This window comes from Arthrobacter ramosus (assembly GCF_039535095.1).
GTDB lineage: Bacteria > Actinomycetota > Actinomycetes > Actinomycetales > Micrococcaceae > Arthrobacter > Arthrobacter ramosus.
In genome coordinates this window covers 2,582,851-2,597,023 of the sequence record NZ_BAAAWN010000001.1, presented here as the reverse complement: position 1 = coordinate 2,597,023, position 14,173 = coordinate 2,582,851, and the positions used below count along the sequence as shown (strand labels likewise).

General features: G+C 63.2%; 14 protein-coding genes. All 14 read left to right on the top strand.

Going from position 1 to position 14,173, the window contains the following annotated elements:
- Positions 1-70 precede the first annotated feature (70 nt).
- The 14 genes from ABD742_RS12035 to ABD742_RS11970 all read left to right on the top strand — a co-directional run bounded on the left by ABD742_RS12035 (position 71) and on the right by ABD742_RS11970 (position 14,163).
- Positions 71-847: an enoyl-CoA hydratase/isomerase family protein gene (locus tag ABD742_RS12035; RefSeq protein WP_234754834.1), complete on the top strand. Its 777-nt coding sequence runs from the start codon at positions 71-73 to the stop codon at positions 845-847.
- On the top strand, positions 844-1,947 hold the full coding sequence (locus ABD742_RS12030) for a Gfo/Idh/MocA family protein (RefSeq protein ID WP_234754833.1): 1,104 nt from the start codon (positions 844-846) through the stop codon (positions 1,945-1,947). Before ABD742_RS12035 ends, ABD742_RS12030 begins: the two co-directional genes overlap by 4 nt.
- A gap of 94 nt (positions 1,948-2,041) precedes the next feature.
- Entirely contained in the window at positions 2,042-2,893 is an 852-nt protein-coding gene (locus ABD742_RS12025) for an alpha/beta fold hydrolase (RefSeq protein WP_344788049.1), read from the top strand.
- Positions 2,890-3,792, top strand: coding sequence for an HpcH/HpaI aldolase/citrate lyase family protein (locus ABD742_RS12020; protein WP_234754906.1), 903 nt, complete (start codon positions 2,890-2,892; stop codon positions 3,790-3,792). The genes ABD742_RS12025 and ABD742_RS12020 overlap by 4 nt, the downstream gene beginning before the upstream one ends.
- A gap of 14 nt (positions 3,793-3,806) precedes the next feature.
- Positions 3,807-4,640: an SDR family NAD(P)-dependent oxidoreductase gene (locus ABD742_RS12015; RefSeq protein WP_234754907.1), complete on the top strand. Its 834-nt coding sequence runs from the start codon at positions 3,807-3,809 to the stop codon at positions 4,638-4,640.
- A gap of 382 nt (positions 4,641-5,022) precedes the next feature.
- On the top strand, positions 5,023-6,204 hold the full coding sequence (locus tag ABD742_RS12010; protein WP_234754908.1) for a sugar ABC transporter substrate-binding protein: 1,182 nt from the start codon (positions 5,023-5,025) through the stop codon (positions 6,202-6,204).
- 58 nt (positions 6,205-6,262) lie between these two features.
- Positions 6,263-7,813, top strand: a complete 1,551-nt coding sequence (locus tag ABD742_RS12005; protein ID WP_234754909.1) for a sugar ABC transporter ATP-binding protein — start codon at positions 6,263-6,265, stop codon at positions 7,811-7,813.
- A complete protein-coding gene (locus ABD742_RS12000; protein ID WP_344788045.1) occupies positions 7,810-8,901 on the top strand; it encodes an ABC transporter permease in 1,092 nt (363 codons plus the stop codon). The genes ABD742_RS12005 and ABD742_RS12000 overlap by 4 nt, the downstream gene beginning before the upstream one ends.
- Positions 8,902-8,904: 3 nt before the next feature.
- Positions 8,905-10,119, top strand: a complete 1,215-nt coding sequence (locus ABD742_RS11995; RefSeq protein ID WP_234754911.1) for an NAD(P)/FAD-dependent oxidoreductase — start codon at positions 8,905-8,907, stop codon at positions 10,117-10,119.
- Positions 10,116-10,895, top strand: a complete 780-nt coding sequence (locus ABD742_RS11990) for an SDR family NAD(P)-dependent oxidoreductase (RefSeq protein ID WP_234754912.1) — start codon at positions 10,116-10,118, stop codon at positions 10,893-10,895. Before ABD742_RS11995 ends, ABD742_RS11990 begins: the two co-directional genes overlap by 4 nt.
- Before the next feature lie 22 nt (positions 10,896-10,917).
- Positions 10,918-12,126, top strand: a complete 1,209-nt coding sequence (locus ABD742_RS11985; RefSeq protein ID WP_234754913.1) for a cytochrome P450 — start codon at positions 10,918-10,920, stop codon at positions 12,124-12,126.
- 56 nt (positions 12,127-12,182) lie between these two features.
- On the top strand, positions 12,183-12,395 hold the full coding sequence (locus ABD742_RS11980) for a ferredoxin (protein WP_234754914.1): 213 nt from the start codon (positions 12,183-12,185) through the stop codon (positions 12,393-12,395).
- Between the two features lies 1 nt (position 12,396).
- Entirely contained in the window at positions 12,397-12,939 is a 543-nt protein-coding gene (locus tag ABD742_RS11975; protein WP_234754915.1) for an HtaA domain-containing protein, read from the top strand.
- An 18-nt stretch (positions 12,940-12,957) separates the two neighbouring features.
- The gene (locus tag ABD742_RS11970) at positions 12,958-14,163 is read left to right on the top strand and encodes an MFS transporter (protein ID WP_234754916.1); all 1,206 of its coding nucleotides are present in this window, start codon (positions 12,958-12,960) and stop codon (positions 14,161-14,163) included.
- Positions 14,164-14,173: the final 10 nt, after the last annotated feature.

The following is a 14,173-nucleotide window of genomic DNA, read 5'->3' as shown; positions in this document are numbered from 1 at the left end:
CCGACGGCGAGGGTATCTTCATGGCGAGAAGTGATGTTGCGCCACTCATTTTCATAGAAAGGAAGGGTCGATGACCTTCGAACACCCGCACTGGGAACGAATCAGCATCACTCACGACAATGGCGTCACCGAAATGCGGTTTCACACAAACGGCGGATCCTTCGTCTGGGATGCACAGGCCCACACTGAGCTCACCGAGGCTTTCGATTGGGTCGGCAAGAACCATGCCACGAAGGTGCTCATCCTGACGGGCACTGGCGATGCGTACTGCACTGAGCTGGACGTGACGAGTTTTACCCGCCACAGCTGGGACTACATCTGGTGGGAGGGGCGCCGGATGTTGCGGAACCTGAACGACGTCGAAATCCCGATCATCGGGGCCGTCAACGGCCCGGCCCTCATCCATTCCGAGATCCCCGTGATGGGCGACATCGTCCTTGCTGCCGAGCACGCCGAGTTTGCCGACAAGGCACACTTTCCCCTGCGTGACACTATCCCGGGCGACGGGGTGAACCTGGTGTGGGGTGAACTGCTCGGGCCCACCCGCGTCAAGTACTGGCTGCTCACCGGGTCCGCGATCGGCGCCGAGGAGGGAAAGCAGATCGGGTTCATTAACGAGGTACTGCCCGCAGAGAAGCTCATGGACCGCGCCTGGGAGATTGCCAGGGATCTGGCGCGCCGAGACGTGGCGATGCTGCGCTACGCCAAGGCCGCGGCGTCCATCGGGTTCCGGCGCAATTTCAACGAGGGCCTCAGTCATGGTCTTGGTGTTGAGGGCAGCGGGCACTGGTATATGGGTGGGCTGAAGGCTGGCCAGCTGTCGGGTCACGAAACGCCGCGTCCGTGACTGGCGACCTCGGTGTCGGAATTGTCGGTGCCAGCATCAGCGGCGGATGGGCCCTGGAATCGCACATTCCAGCCGTGCTGGCGACACCGGGAGTGGCGCTTCGCGCGGTGTCAACAACGCGACGAGCTACTGCGGACGCCTCGGCCGAACGATTTGGTGCACGACGCGCCCATACAAGTGCCACCGCTCTCGCCGCTGATACCGACGTTGACCTCGTTACGGTCGCGGTGAAAGTCACAGAGCACTTTGAGTCCGTCACGGCCGCCGCGGCAGCCCGGAAGGACGTTTACTGCGAGTGGCCTCTCGGGGTGAATACCCAGCAGGCCAAGATCCTGCGGGATCACGCAGTGCTGGCCGGCGTCCGCCATATCATCGGTCTTCAGGCGCGGCAGCAACCCGCAGTTCGGCTACTTCGCGAGTTGGTCGACGGGGGGCGGATCGGCCGGGTGCTGGCCGTGCATGTTTTGTCAGCCGGCATGGGTCATGGTGCGCCGGTGCTGGCACGCGGCAAGGAATGGGTTGCCGATGAGCGAAACGGGCTGTCAGCGCTGACCGTGCGTGCCGCGCACACCCTTGATGCCGTGCAGTTCGCGGTCGGGAGGCTCGCCGGGCTATCGGCGAAGGTTGGCGTGGCCACGCCGAAGGTGGCGATCGAGGGCGAGAATCGTTGGATAACCAAGACCGCGGCCGACCAGGTGGCCATCGAAGGAGTGCTCGCAGGCGGGGCGACATTGTCGGGACTGTTTGTTCTGGGTGTGCATGCGACCGGGATGCCCTTGATGACGGTCTATGGCTCGGAGGGCACGCTGGAGATAATGCCGGATAGCCCCGACGGCCAGATACAGATGGCACGGTTGAGCCTGGTCGAGACGTGCAGTTCGGGGGAGCGGTCGGTCCTGCCGGCCCCCGAGGAACCGCCCTGCGCTGACGGCGAGCCGCTGGCCGGGCCCGCTGCCAGCGTGCGGCGGATGTACCGGGCGATAGCGGCCGGGACCGCAGACGGTGACGTCCCCGACTTTGACGATGCGGTGCGGTTGCACGAGCTGCTTGATGTCATCCGGCGTGCTGCCGCTTCGGGGTGTTGGCAGGGTGTGGCTTGAAGGGGTGACAAATATCCGATTCATACATATAGTTAGGATGGAATTGCTGGTCTGCCGGGCGTGTTGAGCTCGGACCAACTCAAAGAGGAGCACTGTGACTGCGCACGAGTATCAAGAAGGCCGGGCCAGGGTCAACGGCCTGGACATCCATTACCTGGAGTGGGGCAAGCGCGGCAACCAGCCGCTGGTGATGGTGCACGGTTTGAACGTGACCGCCCACACCTGGGATCCGATCGCGCGCCGTCTTGCCGAGAAGTACCACGTCATTGCCCCGGACCTGCGCGGTCACGGGGAGAGCAGCTGGTCCCCGCAGGGCTACGCGGTGCGGGCGTTCGCCGGCGATGTCACCGGTCTGCTCGGGCAGATGGGCATCGGACCCTATTACCTTGTCGGGCACTCCAACGGGGTGCGCGTCTCGATCGCGATCGCGGGGGAGAACCCCGGGCAGGTGCGGCGGATGGCGTTATCGGACGCGGGGCCGGCGACCAGCGTGGAGGGTGCGCGGTTCATGCGGGACTTCATCCAGCGGAACACGAACCTGCGCGGCTTCCGTGACGAGCACGAGGTGCGCGAGTTCTACGTGGCGCAGCACCCGGAGTGGGTCGAGGAGTTCATCGACCTGCACGTGCAGTACCAGGTGCGCCGGAACTGGGCAGGCAAGCTGGTGCCCAAGGCCGACCCGGACCTGCAGTGGATCACCGGCTCGGTGAGCCTGCCCGACGTCGAGTACCTGTGGGAGATGTCGGCGAAGGCGGCCATGCCGACCCTGTACATGATCGGGCGCACCAGCAACGTCCTGGACCAGCCCATCGTCGACCGTCTTCAGCAGGTCATGCCCGACGTGCGGGTCGAATGGTTCGAGACCGGCCATTACATCCCCCGCGAACAGCCCAAACAATTCACCGACTCCCTCCTGGACTTCTTCGCGGAAGGCGACCAACCATGAGTACAACCTCCACAGACCTGACCGCACGCACACCGCGCCAAGAATATGCGAGCATGATCAGCCTCATCGAGGTCCCGGTGCTCAACGAGAAGTATTGGTCCAAGGTTCCGGAGGTCGCGGCCGACGGAATCATGCTCGACCTCGAAGACTCTGCCACCCCCGAAAACAAGGAGCGGGTACGCGAACGGGTCATCGAAGTGCTCGCAGACATCGACTACTTCGGCGAGCGCCGCATCATTGTCCGTAGCAACAACATCGGCTCGCCCTGGGGACGGGCCGACCTGGAGGCACTCGCCGCCGTCGACGCGGATATCGTCATCTCCTACCCGAAGGTCGAAACGGTCGAGGAGCTCGACGAGGTTGTTGCGATCATGCGTGGAGCCGGCAGGGTTCACCCACTTCATGTGATGATCGAAACCGCCCGCGCGCTTATTGAGCTCGACCGCATCGCGGCGCACCCGGCCGTCGTCGGCCTGCACTTCGGATACGTCGACCTCGCCGCCGACATCGGCTCACGGCCCTTCGACGCCGACGGCATGCTCTCGTCGCTGACCAGCGGGTACGCACGCGCGAAGATCGCCGCCGCAGCTGCCGCCTACGGGCTGTGGGCAACCGGAGGCTCGCTGATCCCCGAGTACAAGGACCTCGAGAAGGTCCGCGCATTTATCCAAACGTGGTCCGATCTCGGCTTCACCGCCTGCATCGCGGTCTCGCCCGCCCACCTGCCCATCATCAATGAAGTCATGCGCCCCTCGGCCGCCGAGGTGGATCGGGCGCGCCAGGTGTGCGACGCGTACGAAGAGACCGCGGCAAGAGGTGAGCCTGCTGCAGTGCTCAACGGCCGGGTCATCACGTTGCCCGATTACAGGGTTGCCAGGCTCGTCCTCGAACGCGCATAAGCGTGGCGCGAAGCATGACGGATAACTTCCAAAGCCGTGTAGCGGTAGTCACCGGTGCCGGCCGCGGACTCGGTGAGGCAGTGGTCGACCGCCTGGTCGAGGCGGGTGCGCGGGTCGTCGTCGTGGACCGTGAAGGCGACGACGCCGCCGCGGTCGCAGGGCGGTATGGCAGCCGGGCAATCAGCGTGCAAGCGGATGTCTCCACTGAGGCAGGCGTCGAGCACTACATCGCCGCGGGTCTGGAGGCCTTCGACCGCATCGACATGCATCACCTGAACGTGGGCATCGTCGGCAGTCCCGCGCGCCTCGTCGACCTCAGCCTGGACGATTTCCGTCACGTGATGGAGGTGAATGTCATCAGCACCTTCCTCGGTATTCGCGCGGCACTTCGCCAGTTCGAGTCGCAGGGAGGCGGCGGAACGGTTCTCGCTACATGTTCCGTCAGCGGGACGCACGGTAGCCATGACATCATTCCTTACCAAGCGTCCAAGGGCGCAGTGCTGTCGCTGCTGCGCGGTTCGGCGATGTACGGGGCACCGATGGGCGTGCGGGTTAACGGGATCGCCCCGGGGCTCATCGCCACACAGCAGGCCTTTGACGGCGTTGTCATCGATGCCATCCAAGAGAATCTTCTCCGCCGTGGTGGCACCGTGCCGCTGCGTCGCGCGGGCCATCCCGGCGAAATCGCAGATGCCGCGGCATTCCTGCTTTCCGACCGGTCCAGCTATATCACGGGACAGCTCCTCTACGTCGACGGCGGTGCGTCCCAGGTCTGGAGCGTCCGAGGGGCCGGCGGAGCGGGCGCGTGGGATACCACGCCGGTCGATGACTACGTTCGCGGTCGCTGACCGAGGGCGGGACGCGTTGCCTTGTGTGAGGAACGGGGGCGGGTGCGAAAGCATCCGCCCCCTGTCTTTGGGGACGAGCTGCAAGGCGTGCTAGCGATTCGGCGCCGGGGACGAGTCGAGGCCGGACCAGGATCCGGCGCAGGTTGTGGTCTCTCTCGATGTCCCCTGCTGGGAGGCATCGCCGTATTACGCATTTCCCGGTCCCGGTATCTGCTCACAAAAAGGCCCGTGACGCAGCTCATATAAAACCAGTGACGCATCTCATATTCATGTGTATAGTTGTCACAGTAGGTATGAATGTGATGGTCTCAAGAGGCCACCGCTACGCCCAATCAACCATAGGGTCAACCCCGCTGTTGACGCCCGAACGATGGAGTTCGTAATGGACAAAGAACTGAAACGTGCATCCGGCTTCCCAGCCGACACCCGGGGTAGAAACAGCCCCGTCCGCAAGCTCAAGTTGGGCATTGCGGTTACCGTGTCGGCACTGCTTATGGCTGGATGTGCAACGGGTGGCGGCGCGCCGGATGCAAAGGGCGCCACCACCGCCGAACTTGCGGCAGTCAAGGCGGTCGCCGACGCACATGTCGCGGCGCCCACGACCCTGAGCCAGAGTATTCCGCTCAAGGGAACTTTGCCCGCGCACGGGAAAATCATCTACCTCAATAGCGGCCTTCCGGCGACGACTCTTATGGTTGACGCCGCACACAAGGCCGTCGATGGCATCGGCTGGACCTTCGAAGAGCTCGCCTACCAGGGCTCGAACCCCGCCACCCTCCGCTCCGCGTTGCTGACCGCCCTCGCGAAGGGCCCCAACGCCGTCCTGATTAGCGGCGATCCCGTCTCCGCGTATGGTGAAGACGTCATCCAGCAGTACAAGGACGCCGGCATCCCCCTTATCGTCGGCTCGGTGTGCCCGCTCCAGCCCGTTGGCAGCATCATCCAGGGTGCGCTTGGCTGTGACGCAGAAGCAGCCGCAGGGAAGACGCTGGCCGACTGGTTTATAGCTGACTCCAAGGGCGTCGGCCAGGTGCTGTTCGAGAACATCCCCGCCATCCCTTCCCTTGAGGCCTTCGTGAAGTCCTTCAAGCAGGAGGTCTCTGACAAGTGCGCAGCGTGCGGCGTGCAGATTCTGGAGTCCACGCTGACCCAGGTAAGCGCAAACCAAGTCGTCCCGACGGTCGTGAACACCCTCCGTTCCAAGCCCGACATTAACTACGTCTTCTTCGACAACGCACAGTTCTCCAAGGGGATCACGGCGGCGCTCAAAGCCGCGGGTCTGAACGGACAGGTCAAGATCGGGGGCCGTTCAATGGATCAGGGCGCCCAGGGCGGACTTATGGATGGATCGCAGGTCGCCTGGACCGCCTTTTCCTACCCCGTTGCCGGGTACTCCCAGGTTGATGCCGCCCTGCGCGCCATCACCCACAGCGACGGTCTCGACAAGGTCTCCTTGCTGCCGTTCCAGCTAGTCACCCAAGAAAGCGTCAAAGGCACCAGCGTTCCCTACAACTACCCCACGGGCGCCCTGGAGCAATACCTCAAACTGTGGGGCGTCAAGTAGCACCCGGCGCGCAAGCCAAGCCCAGAACATTTGACTGAAGGAAAAGAAGGGACTCTCCATGACAGCGCCAACAGCGGTGATGCCTCCTGCGATCTCGATCGCGCATGTGTCGAAGACTTTCGGACCAAGGACGGTGCTCCACCCCCTCGAACTGAACCTGGTTCCCGGTGAGATCCACGCGCTGCTGGGCCAGAACGGGTCGGGAAAATCGACGCTCATCAAGGTCCTCGGTGGCTATCATGCCCCGGACCCGGGTCGCGGGGAAGTCCTGATCGCCGGAAAGCCCCTGGACTTCGGCTCCACGAAGAGTGCGCACGAACTCGGGCTCCGAATCGTCCACCAGGACCTCGGGCTCGTCGCTGAAAGCACTGTGCTTGACAATCTGGCCATCGGGGCGGGCTTTCCGACGAGGTTCGGCACGATTCGTCGTGCGCAGGCGCGTCGGGAAGCGGCCCAGGCGCTTGAAGCGGTCGGGCTGGACATCAGTCCGGCCAAGCGGGTTGCGGAGCTCTCTGCCGCTCAACGCACGGGGGTCGCCGTCGCTCGCGCACTGAGCCGGCACGGCGGAAAGGTGACCGTCCTCATTCTCGATGAACCCACGGCCACCCTCCCGGCACGCGAGGTGGCTCACCTGCATGAGATGGTGAAGACGGCGGCCTCACAAGGTGTGGCAATCCTTTATGTGACCCACCATCTCGATGAGGTCTTCCGTCTCGCCGATCGGGTGAGCGTGCTGCGCGACGGTCACATTGTGCTCACCAGGGACGTCGTGGATGCACCACGTGAGGACATCATCCACGCACTTGTCGGCGGAGCTGTCGAGCCGGTACGGCGCGACATCACTGACGTTCCTTCGGGAAACAGCCGGCCGGTCCTGACGGTATCGGGGCTGCAAGGAGACGCACTCGAAGGGGTGGATTTCGAAGTGCGGCCGGGCGAGATCGTCGGCATTTACGGTTTGACCGGCTCGGGGAGGGAATCGCTTCTTGGCACCATCTTCGGGGCGAGGGAACGCGAGGGCGGTGATGTTCGCGTCGACGGGGCCCAGCTTGCCGGCCGGCCGGCGTCGGCCATCAAGGAGGGAGTCGCCTATCTCGCTCCCGATCGCAAGCGCGGCGGTGGCCTGATGGAAATGACGGCGTGCGAGAACCTGACGCTGCCGGCAATGAAGAAGTTTTTCCGGGGCGGTCATCTGCGGATCAGCGCCGAACTCACCGAATCCAGTCAGTGGATGGACCGGCTCGCGGTCCGGCCCGCGGGAGCCGTGAAGGCTCCGCTGGCAAGCTTCAGCGGTGGTAACCAGCAGAAGATCCTGATCGGCAAGTGGATGCGCATTTCGCCGCGTGTCATGCTCCTGGACGAACCGACCCAGGGGGTGGATGTTGGTGCCAAGGCCCAACTGCACCGTTACATCATGGATGCCAGCGATGCCGGCGCCGCCGTTGTCATCAGTTCCACGGACGCAGAAGAGATTGCCACCGTGTGCGATCGCGTCCTCATTATCCGGTCAGGGGTGATCACCGAACAGCTCACCGGAAGTGACATTTCGGTGGCCGAACTCGATCGCAGAGTTCTCCGTTCCAATGAATCAAAGGTTGAAACCTCATGAAAGTGACAGGAAGAAAGTTCTCGCCCGGCTTGGACAGGTTCAGCGGCCTCTACCTTTGGGGTCTGTTCATCGTGCTGTTCTCGTTCATGGCGCCTCGAACGTTCCCGACCATGAACACGGTCCATCTCCTGGCGTCCACGGAGGCAATCGCGGCCATCGTGGCCCTGGCATTGCTAGTGCCAATGGTCACCGGCCAGTTCGATCTGTCCATCGGGGCCATTGCGAACTTCTCCGGCATCCTTGCCGTCATTGTGCAGACAAATGGTCTGCTCGACCCAGTGGGGGCAATCCTCCTCGGGACTGCGGTTGGAACCGTGATCGGCATGCTGAACGGTTTGATAGTGGTGAAGCTGAAGATCGATTCGTTCATTGCCACCTTGGCAATGGGATCGATTCTGGAGGCATTCCTGGTGATCGTGACCAACAACCGGGAGCCGCTGCCGATTGACAATGAATTCTTTACTGGTCTGACCCAAACGAGCATCTTCGGGTTCCAAATGGTGTTCTTCTACATGATCATCATCGCTCTCATCGTCTGGTGGCTCCTTGAGCGCACACCGGCGGGACGCTACATGCGTGCCACCGGCTTCGACCGTGAGGCAGCCCGGCTGTCGGGTGTACAGGTCGACAAGTGGTCATTTCTGTCGCTGACCATCTCAGGGACGATTTGCGGGTTCGCCGGCGTGCTTTTCGTATCGCTGACCGGTCCCTCCCTCGGTTTCGGGCCTTCCCTGTTGCTCCCCGCCTTCGCGGCTGTGTTCCTCGGATCCACCCAGCTGGTACCGGGCCGGCACAACGTCTGGGGCACAGTGCTCGCCATCTTCGTGCTGGCCACAGGCGTGCAGGGACTGCAGCTGGTTTCGGGAGCGCAGTGGGTCGCCTCGATGTTCAACGGTGTTGCACTGATCGCGGCCGTTGGCCTGGCTGTCGTCCGCCGCAAGAAGCTGTCACGGCCGAAAAAAGAGAAGTCAAAGGGGAAAAGCGAAGGCAGCGGTTCCCTCCTGGCGTCAACGCAAACACGCGGCACGCAGGGCTCCCCGTCTGGCCACCACGCCGGGCAGGGTTCCGAGAAAAGGGTTGAGGTCTGAGACATGAAAACAATCGTCATAGCCGGATCGTCAGTTGCGGGCCTGAGCGCTGCCCGCGAGCTCCGTCAGGGAGGTTTCGGCGGACGCCTGCTCACGGTTGACCGCGATCCCCACGTGCCGTACCGCCGCCCCGAGGTCTCGAAGGGACTTCTCTCTGGAGCGCTGCCCGCCGGGAAGGTCGCCATGGGGTGGGCGGACGAACTGCGCGCCGAACGCATCAGCGGTGGGTTGGAGGGCCTCGACCTGGAGCGGCGAACAATTCGCGGGATACATGCCGACGGCCGGCCCTTCGCCGAGCAGTACGATGGCCTCGTGATTGCAACAGGCACAATGGCGCGCCCGTCACCGTTCGCCAAGCTCGGAGGTGTCCACTCCCTGCGCACCTGGGCGGACTCCCACAACATGCGCGGGGACCTGGCCGAGGCCCAACGTGTCGTCATCGTGGGCGGCGGATTCATCGGACTTGAGGTTGCCTCCGTGGCACGCAAGCTGGGGAAGGAGGTCACCGTCATTGAACCAATGGAGGCACCACTTGTTCACATTCTTGGGCAGACCTTCAGCGCCGCGCTACAGGCGAAGCATGAGAATGAGGGCGTTCGTTTCGTTCTCGGACAGACCGTCCGCGAGCTGGAAGGGCACGCGTCGGGATCGATCCGGCGAGTTCACCTCTCAAACGGCGATTCACTGGACGCCGATGTTGTGCTCGTTGCCATCGGATCTGTTCCCGCTGTTGACTGGCTTCTTGACAGCAGTCTCGACGTCGAACGCGGTTTGGTTTGCGATACGACGTGCTCGGTAGCCGGCACGGAAGATGTCGTTGCCGCGGGTGATATCGCGCTATGGCATAACCCGCTCTACGAACGCCTCATGCGCGTCGAGCATTGGACGAACGCCGTCGAACAGGGCACCTATGCGGCCAAGCGGTTGCTCGGCACCCATGACGCCGGCGGTTTCGTCAGCGCACCCTACTTCTGGTCTGAACAGTACGGGAGCCGTATCCAGAGCATCGGATCAAACCTTGGGCATGACCAGGCCGTCGTCCTTGACGATGATCCAGAGCGCCTTTTCGTTGCGTATCTGAAGGAGGGCAGGCTTCTGAGCGTTGCGGGAATGGCCGCTGGAGCGTCGATATTCCAGTTCCGGAATCTCGTGCTTGAACGAGCGCCCATCCATGATGTGACGGCTCATTTCGCTTCGCTCCGTCAGCCGGCCTCATGACGATGGCGCCTCATCCTGCCCTCGAAGGCACCGTCGCGCTGGTCACCGGCGCAGCCCAAGGCATCGGCTTGAGCATTGCGGCCGGTCTGCGCGCACAAGGGGCGCGTGTTGCACTCATTGACATCCAAGACGAGCTGTTGGCAGACGCCGTCGCGAGCCTTGGCGGGGAAAGCCAGGATGTACGCCCCTACGCCGTCGATCTGGGCGACCTGAAGCAGGCCGCAGGGGTGCCCGACAGGGTCGCAGCGGACTTCGGCTCGCTTGACATCGTCGTCAACAACGCCGGACGCAGGGGAGTGCACTCCTTCGAGGACTACCCCCTCGACGATTGGCAGCGCACGCTCGACCTCAACCTGACCGCCCCGTTTCTCATAGCCCAGGGAGCGGTGCGCGCCATGCTGAGCAGCGGTCGCGGCGGCTCCATCGTGAACGTCACCTCCGTGGCGGCCGACCTCGCCTTCAAGAACCGCTCGGCCTACAACGCATCCAAAGCGGGCCTCGTGATGCTCACGAAGTCGATCGCCGTCGAATTGGGGGGACGCGGCATCCGCTGCAACGGCGTCGCGCCGGGGATTGTCGAAACACCGATTAACGCCGAATACCTGCGCACCGGACCCGAATCTGCGGCGATCATCGCGGGAACACCGACCGGAAGCTGGGGACAACCGGAGGACGTGGCAGCCGCAGTCGTCTTCCTCTGTACGCCCGCGGCCCGCTTCATCAATGGAACGATCATCAATGCCGACGGCGGCTGGACCGCAGGCAAGGGCTACTGACCCATTCACGAAAGGAGCCGTCATGGCATCAACCAACGAGACATCGACGCTGCGGAAGTTCCCGTTCCAGAGGGACTGGCCGCTGAGCCAGCCCGCCGAAATGGCCGAAGTCCGCAAGATCGAGCCCATCAGCAAAGTGCAGCTTTGGGATGGTTCAACGGCGTGGCTGGCAACCCGATACGCCGACATCAAACAGCTGCTCAACGACCGGGCACTGTCCTCGGACACCTTGCGCCCCGGGTTTCCGCAATCGAGCGAAACGGCTGCTTCATTTCGAAAGGGCCAGCGCGTCTTTGCGCGCATGGACCCGCCGCAACATGACGTACACCGCCTGATGCTGACCGCGGACTTCATGATTCGGCGCGTACGGGGGTATCGCCCCTACCTGGACGCCATGATCGACGAAGTATTTGAGGGCATGGAAAAATCGGGCGGTCCCGTCGACCTGGTTCAGACCTTGGCACTGCCTGTTCCGTCCCGTGTGATCACAAAACTGCTTGATCTGCCGCCAGAAGACAGTGACTTCTTCCTCGACCGCGTGCAGAAGGCGATGAGCCTGGACAGCACCCCGGAAGAGTCTCAGCAGGCGGGTGCCGACACGCTGGCCTACTTCGCCCGGGTCATTGAAGAGCGTTGGGACAGCGACGCCGATGACCTGATCAGCCGGCTGGTACGCGGCAGAGTTCGCACCGGTGAGCTCACCCCGGAGGAACTGCAGCACATGTTGCACCTCATTCTCGTAGGTGGGTTCGACACGACCGCCAACATGATCGCGCTCGGCACCCTGCTCTTCCTGGAGAACCCGGACCAGATCAAGAAGTTGCGGGAGAACCCCGATCTGGCGCCGGCCGCCGTCGAAGAGCTGCTGCGTTACCTGAGCGTCGCCCACCACGTCGCGTACCGTCAGGCTGCGGAGGACACATCCATCGGAGGCATCGATATCCGTGCGGGTGAGGGTGTGATCGCCCCCATTATGGCGGCCAATCATGACCCGGAGGCCTTCCCGGACCCTGAAAAGTTCGACATCACCCGCGATGCACGCGGGCATCTCGCCTTCGGTTACGGTGTGCACCAGTGCCTGGGTCAGCCACTGGCCCGTGTCGAGTTGCAGGCCGTATTCGCCAAGATCTTCGACCGGTTCCCGAACCTTCGACTAGTCGAAAAGGTCGAAAACCTAGAATTCCACAACTCCATCATTTACGGCGTCGAGTCAGTCCTCGTGGACTGGTAACCGAAGCCACATAGATGTCATACGGACATCCAACACATTCAGAGAGGACGCAAATCATGGCAAACAAGACAATTGAGGTGCTCCACGAGCGCTGCATGGGCGCAGGAAACTGCGTCGAAGTAGCGCCGGACTTCTTTGACCAAGACCCCATGGACGGTACGGTCATCCTGCTCCACCCACAGGTTGCGCCCGGCGACGAAGCGGTTGTCGAGAAGGCAGCCAACGTGTGCCCTGTTGCGGCAATCATCCTTCATTCTGCCGCGAGCTAACATGGACAACACTGCAGATGCGGGCACCGGCAAGCAGGACGGGATGGTCCGCGCCCACCCCCTCCTGCCCGCATCCGCCGGTGCAATGCACTGGGGCGTCAAAGCCAGTTTCCTGAGTTACGTGAGGAACTCCGGTGGCAAGACGGCGATCGTCGTCCCGGCCGGTGTCACGGGTGAGACGTTCACGTTTCCTCGAACCGCCGGCGAGTACCCGCCGGGTACGGTCCGGTTCTCGGGCGGGGTGGCTTTCAGCGCCCACGGCGGCATGATGACCGTCATCCTGGCTGAAGCGGCGATCGAGACCAGTTCAGACGGATTGTGGCTGACGATAGCCGATACAGCCGACATAACGGACGAGTCCAGGCGTCGTCGGATCGCCCGGTTGGTACCGGCGAATTCCCACGGGAACATCCCTGCTGGCTCGTCCACGTTGACTCCCCTGCTCGCCTTGTCGGGCGTGGGGCTCTTCGGGGACGTGTATGCGGAAGGCACCGCTTTTGACCCTCTGGTCCTGATGCCCAAGGACCCCGTCAATGGCCCCTAATGAGAAACCACGACCCCTGTGAAGTCGCGCGGCGATACATCATCCCTCGCCCGCATCGTTGGGCTCGCGTTCCTCACGGTCGGAATCGGTACCCAGCTCGCCACACCTTTGCTTCCGAGCTATGGACGGCAGCTCGGATTGGGGGTCGCCGATCTTTCGGCGGTATATAGCGTCTTCCTGATCGCCCTCGTTCCGGTGCTCCTGGTTATGACCGTTCACCGGATGCAGTCCCATCCGGTACTGCTCTTGTTCCTTGGCCTGCTGGCCACGATGGCCGCGGACGTGGCCTATCTGACGGTAAGTCTTCCCGGGCTGCTTCTAGGACGCGCCTTGAGCGGAATCAGCCTCGGCTTCGGTGCCGGCGCCGCGGCCACCCTCACCCTGGCCCTTGTAGGTGAGCGCGGACGCACCATGGTCGCAACCGTCACTATTGTCGGAGCCCTGAGCGGCACCGGCGGTGCCGTCCTGGTAGCCGAGTTCGCCCCCGCCCCGCTAGTCACCGGCTTCGGCGTCCATCTCGTCCTCGCCGCCGCGGCCGTTGCGATGGTGGGCGTGGGCCTGAGGCCGTCCCGGACTCGATCCCTACCCGTGGATGCCGCCAGAGTGTCAGAGACCGCGGAAGCGCCCGGCCCACCACTGTGGATCGGTTACTTGCTCGGATCAATGGCCTTCACCGTTGGCGGCCTGGTCGTCGCACTAGTCCCACTCTCGGCCACGATCGCCTTTCAGTCGACATCGCTGGTCTTGGCGAACTCGGCCTCCATCAGCATGCTCGTTCTCGCGAACATCGGGCAGTACTCGTTGGCCCGAGCCTCCATGAGGTGGGCCACGGTCATCTCCGCGCTGTCGATCGCTGCAGGAGGCCTTATGACGGCGCTGGGACTCACCGTGGCGTCCCTCCCTCTGGTGATTGCGGGGTGTGGGATCGCGGGCATCGGACAGGGACTCGGCTATCGGACCGGGATGAGGATCGTGATGGGGGGATTGACCCCCAGACAGCAGGGGGTGGGGACATCCGTGTACTCCTGCGTTGCGTATGCAGCGTGCGCCATTCTCGTGTTCGGGTCCGGACTTGTTGTGAGGTCGCTGGGCAATATCACCGGAATGTGGACGGTTCTGAGTGCCCTCGTCGTCCCAGCCGCAGCTCTGTGTTTTGGTGCGGGGCTGCAACGCATAAAGACCGAGACTCGGCGTGCCTCTTTGTACGCCGGGCAAATCGACTGAAAGGAACACC

Bases quoted from the DNA above. Each gene is read 5' to 3' on its own strand.
- ABD742_RS12015 (WP_234754907.1), top strand. From the start codon at position 3,807: ATGACGGATAACTTCCAAAGCCGTGTAGCGGTAGTCACCGGTGCCGGC.
- ABD742_RS11980 (WP_234754914.1), top strand. From the start codon at position 12,183: ATGGCAAACAAGACAATTGAGGTGCTCCACGAGCGCTGCATGGGCGCA.
- ABD742_RS11995 (WP_234754911.1), top strand. From the start codon at position 8,905: ATGAAAACAATCGTCATAGCCGGATCGTCAGTTGCGGGCCTGAGCGCT.
- ABD742_RS11975 (WP_234754915.1), top strand. From the start codon at position 12,397: ATGGACAACACTGCAGATGCGGGCACCGGCAAGCAGGACGGGATGGTC.
- ABD742_RS12035 (WP_234754834.1), top strand. From the start codon at position 71: ATGACCTTCGAACACCCGCACTGGGAACGAATCAGCATCACTCACGAC.
- ABD742_RS12020 (WP_234754906.1), top strand. From the start codon at position 2,890: ATGAGTACAACCTCCACAGACCTGACCGCACGCACACCGCGCCAAGAA.
- ABD742_RS12010 (WP_234754908.1), top strand. From the start codon at position 5,023: ATGGACAAAGAACTGAAACGTGCATCCGGCTTCCCAGCCGACACCCGG.
- ABD742_RS11990 (WP_234754912.1), top strand. From the start codon at position 10,116: ATGACGATGGCGCCTCATCCTGCCCTCGAAGGCACCGTCGCGCTGGTC.
- ABD742_RS11985 (WP_234754913.1), top strand. From the start codon at position 10,918: ATGGCATCAACCAACGAGACATCGACGCTGCGGAAGTTCCCGTTCCAG.
- ABD742_RS12005 (WP_234754909.1), top strand. From the start codon at position 6,263: ATGACAGCGCCAACAGCGGTGATGCCTCCTGCGATCTCGATCGCGCAT.
- ABD742_RS12000 (WP_344788045.1), top strand. From the start codon at position 7,810: ATGAAAGTGACAGGAAGAAAGTTCTCGCCCGGCTTGGACAGGTTCAGC.